At 51.2% G+C, this 17120-nt stretch carries 15 protein-coding genes and 1 pseudogene; 6 read left to right on the top strand and 10 right to left on the bottom strand.

The features are described 5' to 3' along the window. The first annotated feature begins 265 nt into the window (after positions 1-265). From C7386_RS03135 to C7386_RS03125, 3 genes are all read left to right on the top strand, one after another. A complete protein-coding gene (locus tag C7386_RS03135) occupies positions 266-3409 on the top strand; it encodes a DEAD/DEAH box helicase (RefSeq protein ID WP_116704834.1) in 3144 nt (1047 codons plus the stop codon). 12 nt (positions 3410-3421) lie between these two features. After that, a complete protein-coding gene (locus C7386_RS03130) occupies positions 3422-3823 on the top strand; it encodes a (deoxy)nucleoside triphosphate pyrophosphohydrolase (protein ID WP_110437243.1) in 402 nt (133 codons plus the stop codon). A gap of 109 nt (positions 3824-3932) precedes the next feature. Beyond that, positions 3933-4592: a 4'-phosphopantetheinyl transferase family protein gene (locus tag C7386_RS03125; protein ID WP_116704833.1), complete on the top strand. Its 660-nt coding sequence runs from the start codon at positions 3933-3935 to the stop codon at positions 4590-4592. 336 nt (positions 4593-4928) lie between these two features. Here the strand turns inward: C7386_RS03125 and C7386_RS03120 are convergent, their stop codons facing one another. Genes C7386_RS03120 through C7386_RS03110 form a run of 3 tightly spaced genes read right to left on the bottom strand, consistent with a single transcriptional unit; the run spans position 4929 to position 6481 of the window. After that, a complete protein-coding gene (locus C7386_RS03120) occupies positions 4929-5183 on the bottom strand; it encodes a TIGR03905 family TSCPD domain-containing protein (protein WP_110437245.1) in 255 nt (84 codons plus the stop codon). 25 nt (positions 5184-5208) lie between these two features. Beyond that, positions 5209-5913 (bottom strand): HAD family hydrolase, encoded by a 705-nt coding sequence (locus C7386_RS03115; RefSeq protein WP_116704832.1) that lies wholly within the window; start codon positions 5911-5913, stop codon positions 5209-5211. 7 nt (positions 5914-5920) lie between these two features. Next, positions 5921-6481: a TIGR01440 family protein gene (locus tag C7386_RS03110; protein ID WP_110437247.1), complete on the bottom strand. Its 561-nt coding sequence runs from the start codon at positions 6479-6481 to the stop codon at positions 5921-5923. 201 nt (positions 6482-6682) lie between these two features. Here C7386_RS03110 and C7386_RS03105 point away from each other — a divergent pair, with 201 nt between their 5' ends. The 3 genes and pseudogenes from C7386_RS03105 to C7386_RS03095 form a co-directional block, all read left to right on the top strand. After that, the gene (locus C7386_RS03105; protein ID WP_110437248.1) at positions 6683-6862 is read left to right on the top strand and encodes a spore coat associated protein CotJA; all 180 of its coding nucleotides are present in this window, start codon (positions 6683-6685) and stop codon (positions 6860-6862) included. Continuing rightward, positions 6859-7116 (top strand): spore coat protein CotJB, encoded by a 258-nt coding sequence (locus tag C7386_RS03100; protein WP_110437249.1) that lies wholly within the window; start codon positions 6859-6861, stop codon positions 7114-7116. Before C7386_RS03105 ends, C7386_RS03100 begins: the two co-directional genes overlap by 4 nt. Next, positions 7116-7523 (top strand): annotated as a pseudogene (locus tag C7386_RS03095) (manganese catalase family protein); the annotation flags it as partial. The gene C7386_RS03100 and the pseudogene C7386_RS03095, both read left to right, overlap by 1 nt. A gap of 119 nt (positions 7524-7642) precedes the next feature. On the opposite strand, the gene C7386_RS03090 reads toward C7386_RS03095, so the two are convergent. The 7 genes from C7386_RS03090 to C7386_RS03065 all read right to left on the bottom strand — a co-directional run bounded on the left by C7386_RS03090 (position 7643) and on the right by C7386_RS03065 (position 16940). Next, a complete protein-coding gene (locus tag C7386_RS03090; RefSeq protein ID WP_110437251.1) occupies positions 7643-9199 on the bottom strand; it encodes a recombinase family protein in 1557 nt (518 codons plus the stop codon). Between the two features lie 69 nt (positions 9200-9268). Then, on the bottom strand, positions 9269-9418 hold the full coding sequence (locus tag C7386_RS13370; RefSeq protein WP_165815445.1) for a hypothetical protein: 150 nt from the start codon (positions 9416-9418) through the stop codon (positions 9269-9271). A 94-nt stretch (positions 9419-9512) separates the two neighbouring features. Then, a complete protein-coding gene (locus C7386_RS03085) occupies positions 9513-14327 on the bottom strand; it encodes an isopeptide-forming domain-containing fimbrial protein (RefSeq protein WP_116704831.1) in 4815 nt (1604 codons plus the stop codon). Positions 14328-14339: 12 nt separating this feature from the next. Then, a complete protein-coding gene (locus C7386_RS03080; RefSeq protein WP_318261174.1) occupies positions 14340-15218 on the bottom strand; it encodes a phosphoadenosine phosphosulfate reductase family protein in 879 nt (292 codons plus the stop codon). Then, entirely contained in the window at positions 15211-15411 is a 201-nt protein-coding gene (locus tag C7386_RS03075; RefSeq protein WP_110437253.1) for a hypothetical protein, read from the bottom strand. The genes C7386_RS03080 and C7386_RS03075 overlap by 8 nt, the downstream gene beginning before the upstream one ends. A 444-nt stretch (positions 15412-15855) precedes the next feature. Then, a complete protein-coding gene (locus C7386_RS03070) occupies positions 15856-16344 on the bottom strand; it encodes a sigma factor-like helix-turn-helix DNA-binding protein (protein WP_110437363.1) in 489 nt (162 codons plus the stop codon). Between the two features lie 293 nt (positions 16345-16637). Then, positions 16638-16940 (bottom strand): AgrD family cyclic lactone autoinducer peptide, encoded by a 303-nt coding sequence (locus C7386_RS03065; protein ID WP_110437364.1) that lies wholly within the window; start codon positions 16938-16940, stop codon positions 16638-16640. Positions 16941-17120 lie beyond the last annotated feature (180 nt).

The raw sequence follows: 17120 nt of genomic DNA, 5'->3' as shown, positions 1-17120 counted from the left end.
CTTTTCATCTACTGATCGTTGTAGTATGTTTAATATTGCATATTGTTATGTACACAGTGCGTCTATTTTCCCCGCATCGTGGATGAATAGGCGCTCTTTTTCGTGCCCAAAACCGTGGGCAAATACAAGAGATTGGATGTTGGCCATCAATAAATGGTTTGATTTTCCTCGCGGTTTAGCGTACAATAAAATTGTTGAAATTGCTCAAAACAGTTCAAGGAATAATACCTATTACGAATTACGATATCACACAGGAGACGTCTTCATGCTTAAACAAGGCCTTTACGAGCAAGTAGTAAATACCGAAATCAAAGATGAGCTGCGTCAGCTGCCGGAAGACAGCAAGCACGTCGAAAAAATCGACACAGCCGAGTCCTCCTCTGTCTTAACGCAGTACCTGTCCGAAGTCGTTCACAAAGGTCTTGACCGCATTGCGGGTGACGATATTTCTGCGCAGCTAAATCTGGTCAACAAAATTGTTGATCTGATTTCGCAGGAGACAGCGCAGGACGACCTGCGTGATTTTACTGTGGACGATGAGGGTGAGCAGTTATTCGCATTGCTGTCCCGCGATGATCCTATGATGCGCATCGGCCGGAAAAAAGCAAAGGATCTCCCCCGCCCTGAAACATCGATTGCTCAAAGCAGCTTATTTACCGGAGCAGTTCACGAGCCGCAGATGTTTTCCGAGCTGAAGAAAGAAATCGCCTCCGCAGACCGCATTGATATGCTGGTTTCGTTTGTCAAATGGAGCGGTCTTCGTTTAATCATCGATGATCTTCAGCATTTTGCGGAACGCGGCGGCAGGCTCCGCGTTATTACGACAACATACATGGGCGCAACAGATGTGAAAGCGGTGGAGGCGCTTCGCAATCTCCCCAACACAGAAATCCGTGTATCTTACGATACCGAGCGTACCAGACTTCATGCAAAGGCGTATATGTTCTATCGTGAAACCGGCTTTACCACGGCGTACGTTGGTTCTTCTAACCTCTCCAATCCGGCTATGTCCAGCGGACTGGAATGGAATGTTAAGCTGACAACCAAGGATATGCTGCCGACCATTCAGAAGATGGAGGCAACCTTCGATAGTTATTGGAACACCGCCAGCTTTGAAGTCTATGAGGACGGGTGCAGGGAAAGACTGGAGCGTGCACTGTCAACAAACGGCAAAGCCAATCCGACAAGCGAGATGCAGTTCGTTTTCGATATTCAGCCCTACCCCTACCAGCAGGAGATTTTGGATCGCCTGCAGGCAGAGCGCGAGGTGCGTGGCTATTACCGCAATCTTGTCGTTGCGGCAACCGGCACCGGCAAAACCTTAATCTCCGCCTTTGATTACCGACGGTTCTGCAAAGCCTTTTCCGGTTCGAAGCCCCGTCTGCTGTTTGTCGTTCATCGAGAGGAAATTCTGAAACAGAGCCGAAGTGCTTTCCGTGCTGTGTTGAAAGATCCCAATTTCGGAGAGCTTTTTGTGGGCAGCTTCAAGCCGAGCAGTCTGGAGCATCTATTTATTTCGGTGCAGACATTAGCCTCCCAGAAGCTGTATGACGTTCTCCCGGAGGACTATTACGATTTCATCATTGTGGACGAGTTCCATCACGCAGCAGCGCCCACCTATCAAGGACTGCTGAACCACTTCAAGCCGAAAATCTTATTGGGTCTGACCGCAACGCCGGAACGCATGGATGGAAAAAACGTTCTGGATTACTTCAATGGCCGCATTGCATCTGAAATCCGACTGCCGGAGGCGATCGAGCGCAAGCTGCTCTGCCCATTTCAATATTTCGGCGTTTCCGATGATGTTGACCTGTCCAATATTCGCTGGACACGCGGCGGTTATGATAAAGCTGAGCTTAACAACGTATTTTCTCTGAACCGTGCTGTCGCCGAAAAGCGCGCCGGCCATATTGTCAATTCTCTCTATCGGTATGTAACCGACATCAATACGGTTCGCGGTCTTGGGTTTTGCGTCTCTGTCGAGCATGCTGAATTCATGGAGGAATATTTCTCATCGAAGGGTATCCCCTGCATGTCCCTTACCGGTACTTCCAGCGATAAGGAACGAACTGAAGCCAGACAGCGTCTGGTCTCCGGTGAAATCCGCTTTATCTTTGTTGTAGATTTGTATAACGAGGGCGTTGATATTCCCGAAATTGACACCATTCTCTTTCTGCGCCCTACCGAGTCGCTCACGATTTTCCTACAGCAGCTCGGCCGCGGTCTGCGTCTCTCGGAAGGAAAAGAATGCCTGACCGTTTTGGATTTCATCGGTCAGGCAAACAAGAAATACAATTTTGAAGAAAAGTTTGCTGCACTGCTCTCTCACAGCAATCACAGCATGCAGTACGAGGTGAAAAAGGGCTTTGTATCACTGCCGAAGGGCTGCTATATCCAGCTGGAAAAGAAGGCTTCCGAAGTCATTCTGGCGAATATTCGCCGCTCCTTCGGCGACCGTGCCGGTCTGATCTCGCGTATCGAAACCTTCACACAGGACAGCGGCCTTTCCCTTTCCTTGAAGAATTTCATCGGCTACTATCACCTCGACCCGCGGTCGATCTACGGTAAATTCTCCTTCTCCCGTCTCTGTGCAGATGCAGGCGTCCTTGATGATTTTATCGAACCTGCCGAAAGCATTCTGACAAAGGCGTTCAGCAAGCTGGTTGCCGTGGATTCCCGGCGCTGGATTAAGTTCCTGACGGATATTCTTCCGCGCTTCTCCTGTGAACTTGCGGCTTCGCTTTCCGATTTTGAAAAGCGCATGCTGCAAATGTTCTACATCACCGTATTTCAGGAGGCGGCAGACTGGCGTTCCCATACTACGCAAGCCAACATGCAGCTGCTCGCGGACAGTCCGATCATGATGCACGAACTGAACGAGCTTCTGTCGTTCAATCTGGAACGTATTGACTTTATCGATCAGCCTGTCCCGCTTGGCTTTGATTGTCCGCTGGACCTGCATTGCACCTATACCAGAGATCAAATTCTGATTGCAATGGACTATATGACGCCGAAAAATGTGCGGGAAGGTGTCAAATGGCTGCCGGACAAGCAGGTCGATGTGTTCTTTATCACGCTCAACAAGGCGGACAAGGACTACTCCCCGACTACCATGTACAACGACTATTCGATCAACGAAAGCCTGTTCCATTGGCAAAGTCAGAGCACGACCTCCGATACGGCAAGCACCGGTCAGCGTTATATCAACCACCGGCAGCGCGGCAGCAAGGTCGTTCTCTTTGTGCGGGAGTTCAAGCAGGACAGCATTGGCGCTGCACCGTATACCTGTCTTGGAACGGCAGCCTATGTGAAGCACACCGGCAGCAAGCCAATGAATATTACATGGCATCTGGACCAGCCAATTCCGGCGAAGTATCTTCGCAAGACGAACAAGCTGGTAGTCGGATAAGGAAGGCATTTTATGAAAACAATTCGAGTCGTCGCCGCAGTTATTCGTGATGGCGAAAAAATCTTTGCCACCATGCGCGGCTACGGTGACTTTAGGGGACTGTGGGAGTTTCCCGGCGGAAAAATCGAGTCTGGCGAAACACCGCAGGAGGCCTTAAAAAGAGAAATCCGGGAAGAACTGGCCTCCGAGATTTCGGTTGGCGAGTTGATTGATACCGTTGAATTTGATTATCCGACCTTTCACCTTTCAATGGATTGCTTCTGGTGTCAGCTGATTCGCGGTAATCTTGAACTGTTAGAGGCCGCCGAAGCGCGATGGCTGACCAAGGAAACACTGAAAAGCGTGGATTGGCTGCCGGCTGATTCCGGGCTGATTGAAAAGATTGAGAAAGCGCTCGCTTTGCTGCCATCTTGAACTGTAATGCAAGGCGGTGCAGCCATCATCCGCGAAGCCTTTCCGGACTGATACATTTATTCGTTAATCAGACAGCAAATTACATGAATGTTGCAAGAGGAGCATTACTTTGACCCATCTTTTCGCCCTGTCCGCAGCGGCCGCCGATATTATGAATATTTCGCTTCGTTCCCGCCTGTCCGCCGCGCGGCTGACGTATATCGACAGCCTGCACGGCACCTCCCGTCAGCAGAGCTTCACCGCTTCCCTGCTGCTGGATGAGGCAATCCGCCTTTGCTGTCCGTCCGTGCCGCGCCCGCTCGACATTGCCGCGAACGAGAACGGCAAGCCGTATCTGACCGCCGCGCCGGATGTTCATTTCAGCCTGTCGCATTCCGCCGCATGGGCAGTCTGTGCGGTGAGCGACCACCCGGTCGGCGTAGACATTCAGCAGTGCCGCTCCTTCAAACCCAATATTGCCGACCGCTTCTTCCACCCCGATGAGGTGCAGTACCTGTCCTCGCTCTCGCCTGCCGAGCGCGAAAACGCGTTCTACACGCTGTGGGCGCTCAAGGAAAGCTACGTCAAGGCCGACGGCCGCGGTCTGCGGCTGCTGCGGCAGTTCTGCGTAGATATCGCCTGTCAGCCGCCGGCAATCACCGTCGGCGCACCTGGCTCCCTCTTTGTGCCGGATTTCCCCGATCCCGCCTACAAGCTCGGCGTATGCGTGCAGGAAGAACACTCCGAAGCACCTGCTCTCACTGTTTTACAGCATCTATCCACCCCATAAAACGCAAAAAAGAACCGATACCATAAGGTATCGGTTCTTTGAGGCTGTCGCGAAACTACAGTTTCGCCGACAAGCAGGAACGGACCGTGGGCCGTTCCAAAGTCGTCCGAAAGTTCCTATACAGAAACTTTCTCCCTCCAGAAGTTCAAAAGGGGCGCTATCCTTGCGCGGCTTCTCTGCCGCGCTGCGCTGATACATGCTCCCCCCTTTTTGAGCATTTGCAGAGCAAATGCTATTTCATGCGCGCTGCCGCGCGAAATGCTGAAAAAATGCTGACTATACGACTTTTTCGACAGACAGAAAGAACCGATACCATAAGGTATCGGTTCTTTCTGTTTATTCAGACTCTTTCGCCTTGCGAACCGCTGTCGCCAGCTGATCCGAGCAGCTTGTGCCGCGTCCGTTGCATGAAATACCCTTGAAGTAGCCTTCAATCTGCTCCACGGTCATGCCCTCGACCACGCGGCTGATTGCCTGCAGATTGCCGTTGCAGCCGCCCTTGAAGGATACGTTGTGCACAGTATCACCGTCCAGATCGAACGAGATATTCATCGGACATACGCCGTGCGGCTTGTAGTCAAAATGCTGCATGTCTTTCCTTGTCCTCCCTAACTGATCAGAGCAAAGTGCGGATATGCGCCGCTGCCTGCTCGAATGTGCTCACCTCGGTGTAGGACAACTCACCGACCGGTTTCGGCTTGTCCGTCCAGTTGAGCCACACGCCATCAATGCCGACGTCGAGCGCACCCTGAATATCGTGCGTGAAGTTGTCGCCAACCATGACGGTCTCCTCCGGCAGACAGCGGCATTTGTGCATCGCCAGCCAGAAAATCGCCGAACCCGGCTTATCCACACCGGCTTCCTCACTCGTAACAAGGCAGTCCACCTTGTCGGCAATGCCGAGGTACTCCAGCTTTTCCATCTGGATATCCGCCAGCATATTGGTGCAGATGGCCACCTTAATGCCCGCTGCACGCAGCTCGTCCAAAAACTCAGCCACGCCCGGGCGCAAGGTCATCTTAGCGAACACCGCATTCCAGTACACGCGGAATGCCTCGCGCGAATAGCGAACGGCGTTCAGGCCCATGCGCTCGAGTGCACCCTGTGCAAACAGCACACGGTCATGCGTAGGCGGCATGGCAGGCTGCTGCCGTGCCAGACGCTTGCGGTTGACGCGGAATGCGTCCGCGAACCCTTTGCCTTTGTCTCCAAACGTGCTGATGGCCCACTCCTCCAGCTTTTCGTAGGCGTAGGCGTCCCCGGCCTGAAAGCTGGTGTATAACGTGTCATCCAGATCGAAAAAAACTGCTTTTAATCCCATAAAATCCTCACAAAAGTTTTTCGTTATAGACTGCGCGGCTGCCGCCTACAAACTTCGGACGGCGGCGTGCGCACAGCAGAACGGCTTCGCCGATCTTCTTGGTCTCAATGCGCAGCGGTACGACCACCGGCTTGATGTGCATGCCGATCAGCGTTCCGCCGATGTCCATGCCCGCAGAGGCGCTCTGCTTGAGCGACTCAACCGCCACCGGATCATCAAAGCGCTTGTACGCGGTCGTGCCGAACGAACCGCCTGCCTTGGGCTGCGGAACGACGTTGACCTCCTCCAGACCGAACTGCTCTGCCACAGCACGCTCCACGATCAGCGCACGGTTGAGGTGCTCGCAGCACTGTGCCGCCAGTTCCACGCCGTGCTCATGCAGTACGCTGTGAATGCCCTCGAATACCGCTTCGGCTACCTCTACACTGGAATGCGTGCCGATCTTCTCGCCCAGAATCTCACTTGACGAGCAGCCGACCACAAACAGGTCGCCGATCTTCAGCTTGGCCGCCTCGCAAACCTGCTCTGCCGCCTTCGCACTTTGTTCTCTGATTTTAGAAAGCTCCATTTTTCATGCCTCCCCTTATAAGAGTACTATTAGTATAACATAAATGTCGGAACTTGTTAAGACCCAACGGCGTATATTGAGAGTGGAGAGTGCGGAGTAGAGAGTGGAGAGAACGTAAAGATTTGCGTTTGTACTGCGAAAATCTCACTATCTCTTCACTCTTAACTCTCCACTCTTCACTCTGTTAGAAAGGGTGATTTTATGAGCAATACTGCACAATCGGCTGAGAGTATCCCTGCCGGTCTGCTTTCACTTGCGATGGCCTTTGTGCCGACGCAGGAATTTGATACGCCGTATGATCCGGTGCTGGCGTTCTCGCGCGGCACGATCTTTCCGGCACTCGACAAGCCGTTTCTCGGAGAGGAGGCAGTGCCGCAATGACCGACAAGGCCAAACTGCTCGGGCGCGTGCGCATGTACGATTTCGCGCTCGTTGAGGTGATCGAGTACCTCGACGGCCATCCGGACAACGCTGCCGCGCTCAAATACTACAACGAAATGCGCACGGCGTTTGACAAGGCCGCCGCCGAGTACGAGGACGCATTCGGTCCGCTGACCGCCCGCGAGGTGGATACCCGCAGCGGACACTGGACGTGGATCGACGATCCGTGGCCGTGGGAAGGAGCTGAGGACTGATGTGGTCATACGATAAACGATTGCAATTTCCGGTGAAGATCAAGAATCCGAATCCGCAGACCGCCAAAATTGTTATCTCTCAGCTTGGCGGCCCGGACGGCGAGCTGGGTGCGTCCATGCGCTATCTCAACCAGCGGTACGCCATGCCGTATAAGGAATGCAAGGGCATTTTGACGGACATCGGCACGGAAGAACTTGCGCACATGGAGATGATCTCCGCTATCGTGTACCAGCTGACGCGCAATCTCACGCCCGAGCAGATCAAGGAGGGCGGCTTTGACGCCTACTTTGTCGATCACACGACCGGCATTTACCCGCAGTCGGCCTCCGGTGTGCCGTGGAGCGCCGCAACGTTCCAGTCCAAAGGCGACCCGATCACCGATCTGTTTGAGGATATGGCAGCGGAAGCTACACCTTTGTAAGAACAATCTTTTAGCCTTTACGCATCATTTTAGCGTACATACTGTTCTTTTTTGTGTGTTATCATACGTAATATGATAAATACATGTCAATTTATGATAATCGATTAAAAATTCCAATGAATCTCCACAGGAACCGTTTTCGTGCCCTTGGCGCGCCGACCGACAGTCACATAGTCAATCAGCGTATCGACCATCTCACGGTTCAGGTGCTCAATGTTCATGTACTTCTCGACCAGTGCACGGCGGTTATCTCCGATAGCGATTCGCTCCTCAAGTTCTCGCATCTGCTTTTCGCCATCCTCGATCACATGCTCCAGCCGATCACGCTCTCCGGCAAAATCTTTCGACATAGCAAGATAGTCCTGCTCTGTCAGCAGTCCCTTTACCTTGTCGAGGTACAGATTGCGAATGCCTGTTGTATATTCCTCCTGCTTCTGACGATAGGTGTTGATCTCCTTTTGCAGGCATTTCTTCTGTTTCTGCAAATCCTTGCAGAACGCTACGCTCTCGGCCGCTTCATCCTTATCGAGAAATTCCTGCGCCATCCGGTTCAGCTCTTCCAGTACAGCTTCCTCCAAATGGCTGACCGCAATAAACGCACCGGGACAGGCTTCCACAGAGATATGCCGATTCGGACATTGCAGATAGTGCCGGTCCTGCGTCTTGGAGGACCGAAGCGTATAGCCGCAATATGCGCACCGTGCTTTGCGTGCGAAAATACCAATTTTTCCATCACTGAACGGTCTGCTGCGCTCTGCTCGCCGCCGACATACCTTGTCCCACAGTTCCTGGTCAATAATCGGCTCGTGCGTACCACGCACAACATACCACTGATCTTTCGGACGCGGCTTACACTGCTTGGTTTTATACGACACACTGCCATACTTGCCCTGCACCATATTGCCGATGTAAATTTCATTTTCCAGCATATCCGCAATCGCAAAGTATTTCCACAAGGTGCTGTTTTTGCTCACCGCCTGCTTGTAGCGTAAGCCATGCTGTCGTTTGTACTCGGTGGGATTGGGAATCCCGCGGGCGTTCAAAATACGGGCGATCGAAGTTTTCCCATATCCCTGTGCAAACAGGTTGAACACCTCACGAACCACTGCAGCAGCCTCTTCATCTATCAGCAAATGCCCTTTGCGGTCAGGGTCTTTGCGATAGCCATACAGCGCAAACGCGCCGATATGCAAACCGTTGACACGGCGGTTCGTCAGTACACTGCGAATATTATCCGACATATCTTCCAGATACCATTCGTTCACAAGGCCGTTGATCTGACGTGATTTTTTGTTGCCTTTGTTGTCCGTATCCGCATTATCCACAATGCTAACAAAACGAATACCCCAAATCGGGAACAGACCGTGGATATACTTCTCTACCAGCTCCAATTCGCGGGTAAAGCGGGACTGTGTTTTGCAGAGGATAATATCGAACTTGTGTTGCTCTGCGTCTTTCAGCAGCCGATTGAACTGCGGCCGCCGCCTGTCTGCACCTGTATAATCATCATCACTATAAATCTGATAAACTTCCCACCCCTGTTCTTCTGCATACTGCATCAGCATTGCTTTCTGATTCTGAATGCTGCCCGAATCATCGGTTGCACATAGCTTGTTTTTATCTTCTTCGGATAAACGGCAATAAATTGCTACTTTCTTCATGTTCTATACCTCATTCAGATAAGAACAAGCTGTTTCCTACTTTTATTGTAACGCATAACTGCACTTTTGTCATTGCCTTTTCTCCGTAATTTTCGTCTCTGCCTGTTCGATACGGTTAATCATTTCTACCCATTTCTCTGTAAACCGTTTCCGGTCGCAGGTTTCCCCTCCATTCTGAAAAACGTGTGTGCAAACCGCTTTAATCTGCTGTTTTGCCATACGGCTTCACCTTTCCTTTCAGAATAGCCTATGTTACTCTCTACTAATGTAAAACCCGCCTGCTGCAAAACAGGCGGGTTTTCTCATTCTACTCTCAAATCCAGTATTCGTTGCGGTCGCTGTCCATAATGAAATCATGTTCGTGCGAAACCTCGGTTACAACAGACGAGGGAGCGTCCGCCCATGTGCGGAGATTGCCGCTGTAACCGGAAACATCCGGCGAGGTGTCGCGGCCGGTAATCTGGCAGATTGCCTTTGCAAACGTCAGACGAGATACATCACCGCTGAGGCCGATGTTCGTTTTCGTTGCATAGGCCACCAGTGAATTCAGCTGACCAGACGCAGCCCAGATACGCAGGTAGCCGTTCTTAGAGATCGTATAGTTAATCTCGTAATCGTCACCCTCGTCCATGCGAGTGGTATCAAACGCGGACGCAGGCAGAACGCCGATGGAAACGAAATACTTTGCTTCTTCCGGAATATCGTACTTGTATTTCGGAACGGTAATCGTGCCGCGCGGCAACCAAGTATTGCCGCCGTTTGCAATCAGGCGATATACAACCGTGCAGGCTTCCTGCAGGGATACGCGATCATTCGGCCGCCACAGACCGTCCGCGTAACCACCGAACAGCTGATAGTGAATATCCGTCAGCACCGGTGTACCGGACGAACCAGACGAAACGACTTCAATCTCCGGCGAACGGCCCGAAGCCGAACCATTGTCACCCGTAGCCGCGGCAAGGTTGGTGTACGTCTTGCCGCCCGCATCGGTCTTAAACTCAACCGTGATTTTCACCACGCGCTTTTCGTTCGGCGCAATGTCACCGAGTTCCAGAGTAAATACTTTGCTCCGGAAACTCCACTTGTTGTTCAGAACACCGTCCACATAGACGTTATTTTTCAAAACCGGCGTTACCAGCGTGGTATCCAGCGTGTCTTTGAGAATAACCCGTTTCCACGTCTGGTTAGAATCGTTGCCAACCGTGATGGTAAAAGTGGCACGTTTGCGGTCTGCCGAAACGCCAGAACCCACATTCACCACAGTTTTATCAACCTCTTTGGTTACATAAAAATTTGCGTTAACGTCCGGCTGTTCTGCCGTGTCAGGAATCGTTACACCCTTATCCGTTGCAGTGCCGTGACCGTTATCGCCATCAAGCGAAGCAGTGTTGGTAATCGTTGTACCAGCCGCACTTTCAAGCACCTGCACGTCAAAAGTAATTTCAGCCGATTCGCCCGGTTCGAGATCACCTACGAGCACAGACAGCGCATTGCCGCTCAAATGATACAGCGCAAATTCGTTGTTGATATACACGCCGCCTACCAGCTTAACACCAGTCGGGAGCGTATCATTCAGTACGACATTCTTCCATGCGGCAGTTGCCTTATTGCCGTTCTTTGCGGTAATGGTGTAGGTAAAAGTATCACCTGCATTGGCAGTCGTGACGCTTGCGGACTTGTTGACAATCGGAGCAGCTTCGCCCTCATCAATCTGTACGCCGCCGTCCGGCATAGGCGTTTCCTTGCCGTTATCATCGAGGATAGCGGTATTGACAATGAACTTGCCCTGCGAACCATCATCAACAGTTACATCGAAGCTAAGAACGGTCTGTGCGCCTGCTGCGATAGCATCCGGCGTGAACGTAATTGTTTTCATCGTAGCATTGTACGAATAATTGACCGTTGCCGAACCATTCTCCTGCACGTTTCCTGCAAAACTTACGCCGTCAGGCAGAACGTCAATCACTTTCATGTTCTCCCAGTCTGCGGTAGCTGCTGCACCGTTTTCCAGGCGAATGGAGTAAGTGATCGTATCACCAACTGCTGCGGTGGTCTTGTTTGCGGTCTTATTGCCCGCATGACCGTCTGCCGTACCATCTTCAATATCCACACCGTTATCCGTACCGCTCTTGTCCGGCGTATTGCTGCCGCTGACGAGGGCGGTATTTTCAATGTGCATACCGTAAGCATCGCTGTTGACAGTCACATCAAAGCGAATTGCCTTGGTCTGGTTCGGCGCGATCTCACCGAGCGATACGGTCAGGGTCTTGCCGGTATTGTCGTACTGATATTCTGCGGAGTAGCCGTCTACGGTTACATTGCCGCGGAAGGTCAGTCCGTTCGGAATGGTATCGGTCATAACCGCGTCGCGGATATTCACATCCGCACCGGTCGCATTCGCTACGTTTACGGTGTAAGTGATCGTATCGCCAACCTTGGCGGTGGTCTTGTCTGCGGACTTGGAAACGGTCAGCAGCGCGTCACCGTCCGCGATTGCTACACCATCGTCCTTGTCCTGCACCGGGTCTGCATTATCAGAGGTCAGCGTTGCAAGGTTCTGGATGGTGGTGTTGTATGCGGATTCGTTCACCGTTGCGGTGAAGCCGATGATCTGCTTTGCATCCGGCTCAATCGTGCCGACATTGACGGTCAGCAGGCGAGTGTTTTCATCGTAGGTGTAATCGTTGGTGTTCTTGCCGTTCAGCGTGACAGAACCGTATTCAAAGGTCAGTCCAGCCGGAAGAACATCGGTAATAACGCCGTTCTCAACCGGAACAGTTGCGGTATCATCATTCTTTACGGTCAGCGTGTACGCAATCTTATCGCCAACGCGGGCAGAGGACTTGTTTGCAGCCTTATCGATCTGCGGCTTTGCCTTGCCGTCACCAACGGTTACACCGTTGTCCTTGCCGCTGGTGTCCGGTGCATTATCAGACTTCATGACGGCGGTATTGTAGATGGTCTTGCCGTAAGCAGCGGTATTGACTACTGCAACGAAAGTTACCGTCGCGCTTTTCTCAATGGCGAGATCACCGACCTTGACGGTCAGCACGCGGGACGCTTCATCATAACTGTAACCGTTGATCAGCTTGCCGTTCAGCGTAACCGAGCCGTACTGCATATCCAGTCCGTTCGGAATGGTATCGGTCAGCACAGCGTCCTTGATCGCTACGCTTGCGAACTCGCCGTTTGCCAGCTTGATGGTGTAAGTTACCTTATCGCCAACATTGGCAGCGGACTTGTCCGCCGTCTTAGTAACTTCCGGCTTGGTCTTGCCGTCACCGATCTCAACGCCCTTGTCCTTGCCCTCGGTGTCCTTGATGTTATCGCCGGAGAGGACAGCGATGTTGTGTACGGTCTTGCCGTAAGCCGACTTGCCCACGGTCACAGCGAAAGTTACGGTGCGGGCAGCGTTCGGCTTCAGATTGTCGATCACGACAGACAGCTTGCGGCTGGCGTTGTCGTAGCTGTACGGATAGGACTTGCCATCCACCTGCACGCTGCCGTCTACGAAGTCAAATTCAGCCGGAATGGTATCTGCCATTTTAGCGTTTTCGATCTCGTAAACAGCACCATCACCGTTGCCGACCTTGACGGTGTAGGTGAGCTTGTCACCGACATTCGCGGTTTCCTTATCCGCAGTCTTGGTCACATACGGCGCGGTATCGCCTTTCTTGACATATACGCCATCGTCTTTGTCCTCGTAAATGTTGGTTTTCTTGCCGTCCGCAGCGGTTACATAACCGTTCGTTCCCTTGGCAACAGCGGTGTTGTAGATCGTCTGATTGTACATATCGCCATTGATTTTTGCCTTGAAAGTGACAGTTACAGTCTTGCCAGCGGCAATATCACCGAGACCCACGGTCAGAGTGCCGTTCTTGACGGTATGGGTAGCCGCTGCATTGTTCACATAGACGCTGCCCTCGATAAAGGTCATGCCGGACGGGATTTTATCGGTCAGCACGACGCTTTTCCATGCGGAACTTGCTTTCTTATCGTTTGACAGCTTGATCGTGTAAGTGATCTCATCGCCTACCTTTGCGTCCTTGACGCTTGCCGTCTTTTCGATGGACGGGAGCGCATCACCGGTGCTGTACCGGTAAGTGATCGTGCGGATATAGCCGCGATACTCATACGCCGGAATGGACTTGGGCGCGGTTTCTGCCTTGCCCGCCGTAGTGACAGACTTTGCGATCTCCTTGCCGCTCATGTCTACGAATTTCTCGACAATGATGTTGTACTTGCCATCGTTGTACTTCGCGTCATGCCATTCCTCGGCGGTATGGGATACCGTTGCTTCCATGAGGTTTGTGTAGCCCCAGAACGATTCTGCAAGATCGTTGTACGGATTTCGCACTTTCAGTGCTTTCAGCTTTTCGCGGGTAACAGTGCGGTTAATCATGCTGTTCACCAGCGTTACGATTTCGGTTCGGGTAATCTCCTTGTCGGGACGGAAAGTGCCGTCCGGATAGCCCTGAATCCAGCCCGCTTCACTCGCAGCATTGATATAGCTGTACGCCCAGTGACCTTTCTCTACATCCGAGAAAACCTTGCCGCTGGTGTATTTGAGGTTCTGGAAACGCGCCGCCAGTACAGCAAACTCCGCACGACTGATGGGCGCATTCGGTGCAAAGCTGTCCTTGGACTTGCCTTCCAGAAGTCCAATATTGTACAGCGTTTCAACAGGCTCATAGAACCAGTTCTTTGCGTTTACATCCTTGAAGGTGCTATTTGACATACGCCGCGTAAAGCTGGGATAATCACCGTCATACAGGCGGTAGAAGATCATAGCAGCTTCGGCGCGGGTCAGATCACCGTTCGGGTGTACGCCCTTGTCGGGATAACCGATGATGTAGGTCAAGTCCTTATGCGAATACACATACTCAACACTTTCGGTATAATCCGCGTAGGTGTAGTTTGTGATCGTCTGCGGGGACTTTTCCTCGTGTGTGACGCTGTATGTCTGCTTTTTGGCAATCTCCTTGCCGTTTTCTGCGTCAAGATATTTTGCCGTCACCGAGGATAGCGTGCTTGCAGACTGTGTACTGACAGCAAACGAATTAGGGATAATCGTTGCCGCCATCGCCAGCGACAATCCCGCTGAGATGATTCGCTTTATAATCGACATTGTTTCACTCCTTCACTCCATTTCTGTTAAGTAATCTGAAATGCTCAACTGCCCCGGCAGCACACCATCCTGCAGCCACCAGTGCAGCACTTCTTCCCCGCTCTGCCAGACAGCAGGCAGGTTTCTGCAGCGGCGTTCCGCAAGCATCCGTTCAAATGCGTGCAGATACGCCCGCTCGTAGGTCGGATACCGACCAAACTCAAACTGCCGCCCGGCACGGCCTGCCAGCGGACAGCCAATACAGCCGACACGATGAAAGCCGCGCTCATACAACGGATTGACCGGGATATGCTCGGAACGAATGTAGTCCCACACTTCTCTGTCCGTCCAGTCTACGATTGGATTACAGACGCGCTTTGCCTGCAATCGGCAGTTCTCGAACAGCCTCCGGGTATCGTCGTTATCATTGCTGATCGTGATTCTGCGGCTTATGTCTGCGGATTGTTTTTCGTAAATACCGCGGTTCTTGCGGCGTTTGGCGCTTTCGGCCCAACGGACACCTGTTGTTATCATGCGACCTTTGCCGCCCTGCTCTTTGAGAACCGAACAGCAGTATCGTACAACGCGCGTCGGCGGCATGAGTTTTTGCGGTATCAAATTCCACATTGTCACGCGAGCACCCTTGTACGTTGGCAGGTTGACGGTACACTTGATACCCTCGTTTTCCAGCCGATGAAAAGTTTCGCGCACATGGTAAACCGTTTCGGGAGCATCTACCGAGGTATGATTATGCTGTACTTCGTACCGGATACCGGCCGCCCGTGCCAGCGCAAGACACACATCGCTGTCCTTGCCGCCCGATGTGGTAATGACCAACGATGCGTGGTAATAGGTTTCACTCATTTCCGCAGCCAGCCGCAGACGAGTGATTGCCTGCTGTTCCTTATTCATTGCGCCCCATGAGTTTGAAGTAGGCTTTGGGACGTTTCGGCAGTTCCGTCCAGAAAATACAGCGGCCGTACAGATCGTGAACGAAACTCTCACGGCCTAAGTAAAGCTGTACGTCCATTTTGCCGTTCGGATACAGGCACAGAACCCGATGACCGCGCTCCGGCAGTATCTTATTTGCGTTTTTCCATTCCATAGATAACCTCCAAAAGCAAAACCGGAGGAATCCATGCGGTTCTTCCGGTTTGTGATTATTCTGTTGTCCGGATTTTTACACTATCATATATATCATCACCTCGCATTTCTCTGTCAGCCTATTCGTCCTCACCCCCGACTGCCGGGAAACATCAGGCGGCCGGCGGCGTACCGACCTCACAGGCATTGCACCTATCTTGTTGTCCGATCTCATGGCCTGCGACGCTTTTCACGCTCGGACGGTGACTGATCGGGAGTATCATTATCATCTATGTGGGTCGTCGCCTTGTCGGGAGCCGCCCGACAGTTCGCGGCTTTACGCCGCAGCTCTCCGCACAGAATTTGTACCTGATGTTTGATGTTCAGTTGCCAAGGAACAGTGAGAGAAAATACTTATTCCTCTCACTAATTCCCCCGCTGTAACGGCCAGTGGAAACCGTCTTTTTCAGTCTTTTGAAAAATATTTTTTCATATTGCGCAAAATACGGTCTCTCCGCTTTCGTACCATTGTGTGCGAAATACCAAGCCGCTGTGCATACTCACGTACAGAAATGCCTTTATAGAACAATGCGTTGATCAACTGACGGTCCGAATCTTCTAACATATCCAACACGGCAGGCACCTTGAACAATTCCCGTTCAAACGCATTGCTTTCTTCCTGTTCCATGAACCATTCCTCAGCACTGGGCGCGGTCTCACGAATCAGCTTTTCAAGTGATACACCTTCTTCTTCAAACTGTTCCAGCGAAAGTTCGTGCTGCGCCGGAATATCCTCACCAACATATCTTGCACGTCGGTCTACCTGTGCGTATGTAGCAAATATCTCGTCCGAAACCTCTACATCCTGTCCGAACACGGTGATGATGTTTGCAACTACGTTACCGTCCTTATCTTTAACCCGCTTGTAGTTGCGGTTTTTCTGCCAGTTTTTCATTTTCAAGCTCCAATCTCCAAATTTTTGTTTGAGATTGGAACTTATGGATAGCGGGCAATGCAGGCTTGCCAAGAATCTATAAAAGAGCGAAATGCTCTGCGCTTTTTGATTTTAGGGCAAAAAAATAAAGCCTTCCGCATAGCTATTAAGCTATACAAATGGCTTTGCTTCATAAAACATTTTACAAATCAAAACGCTACTGACAACACCCTTGATTAGGATTGCAGTAGCGTACTGATCAAATTTTACAGATTTGAATTTTTTATTTCAATATTTGTACATCCGCCCACATATTATCGCTCACGAAGGCATTCTGGAACTTCCGGCTGATACGATTCAAACAGACAAGTAGTGCCCACTGAAGCGGTTGCTGCAACAATTACCAGTGCAGTAATAAGCTGACTACCATGCACAATACACCAGTTGATATACCTTTCTTCATGTAGTACAAATGAGCACATTACCAAAATTACAATATTCAGGATTGCCGAAACGATCAATTCTAAACCGTACGCACAGATTTCCCATTGCTCATTTGATACAATAATCCGCTTCTTTTGGAGATAGTTACAATAAGAATCGACAAATTTCTTCATACAAATTTCTTCATAAAAATACTCTATTCTCTCTTATTTACTACTATACCTGATACCCACTATTATATCGACCTCTTGAAGTATTTCAATGTCCTTGCAGAGTTTAGTCATGTTTTTGCAGTAATTAGTTGAAAAGATAGTATAACTATTATAAAATAATAGTATTAATCGCTTCTAATT

Origin of the sequence: Agathobaculum butyriciproducens (assembly GCA_003096535.1) — a bacterium.
GTDB lineage: Bacteria > Bacillota > Clostridia > Oscillospirales > Butyricicoccaceae > Agathobaculum > Agathobaculum butyriciproducens.
The sequence above is the reverse complement of the archived record's forward strand: the minus strand, read 5'-3'. Positions and strand labels throughout refer to the sequence as shown.

What these genes read in the sequence shown, in the direction of transcription:
- C7386_RS03110 (WP_110437247.1), bottom strand. Translation starts at nt 6,481, where the DNA reads ATGGAGCTTTCTAAAATCAGAGAACAAAGTGCGAAGGCGGCAGAGCAG.
- C7386_RS03115 (WP_116704832.1), bottom strand. Translation starts at nt 5,913, where the DNA reads ATGGGATTAAAAGCAGTTTTTTTCGATCTGGATGACACGTTATACACC.
- C7386_RS03130 (WP_110437243.1), top strand. Translation starts at nt 3,422, where the DNA reads ATGAAAACAATTCGAGTCGTCGCCGCAGTTATTCGTGATGGCGAAAAA.
- C7386_RS03070 (WP_110437363.1), bottom strand. Translation starts at nt 16,344, where the DNA reads ATGAAAAACTGGCAGAAAAACCGCAACTACAAGCGGGTTAAAGATAAG.
- C7386_RS13370 (WP_165815445.1), bottom strand. Translation starts at nt 9,418, where the DNA reads ATGGCAAAACAGCAGATTAAAGCGGTTTGCACACACGTTTTTCAGAAT.
- C7386_RS03105 (WP_110437248.1), top strand. Translation starts at nt 6,683, where the DNA reads ATGAGCAATACTGCACAATCGGCTGAGAGTATCCCTGCCGGTCTGCTT.
- C7386_RS03080 (WP_318261174.1), bottom strand. Translation starts at nt 15,218, where the DNA reads ATGAATAAGGAACAGCAGGCAATCACTCGTCTGCGGCTGGCTGCGGAA.
- C7386_RS03065 (WP_110437364.1), bottom strand. Translation starts at nt 16,940, where the DNA reads ATGAAGAAATTTGTCGATTCTTATTGTAACTATCTCCAAAAGAAGCGG.
- C7386_RS03100 (WP_110437249.1), top strand. Translation starts at nt 6,859, where the DNA reads ATGACCGACAAGGCCAAACTGCTCGGGCGCGTGCGCATGTACGATTTC.
- C7386_RS03085 (WP_116704831.1), bottom strand. Translation starts at nt 14,327, where the DNA reads ATGTCGATTATAAAGCGAATCATCTCAGCGGGATTGTCGCTGGCGATG.
- C7386_RS03120 (WP_110437245.1), bottom strand. Translation starts at nt 5,183, where the DNA reads ATGCAGCATTTTGACTACAAGCCGCACGGCGTATGTCCGATGAATATC.
- C7386_RS03075 (WP_110437253.1), bottom strand. Translation starts at nt 15,411, where the DNA reads ATGGAATGGAAAAACGCAAATAAGATACTGCCGGAGCGCGGTCATCGG.
- C7386_RS03090 (WP_110437251.1), bottom strand. Translation starts at nt 9,199, where the DNA reads ATGAAGAAAGTAGCAATTTATTGCCGTTTATCCGAAGAAGATAAAAAC.
- C7386_RS03135 (WP_116704834.1), top strand. Translation starts at nt 266, where the DNA reads ATGCTTAAACAAGGCCTTTACGAGCAAGTAGTAAATACCGAAATCAAA.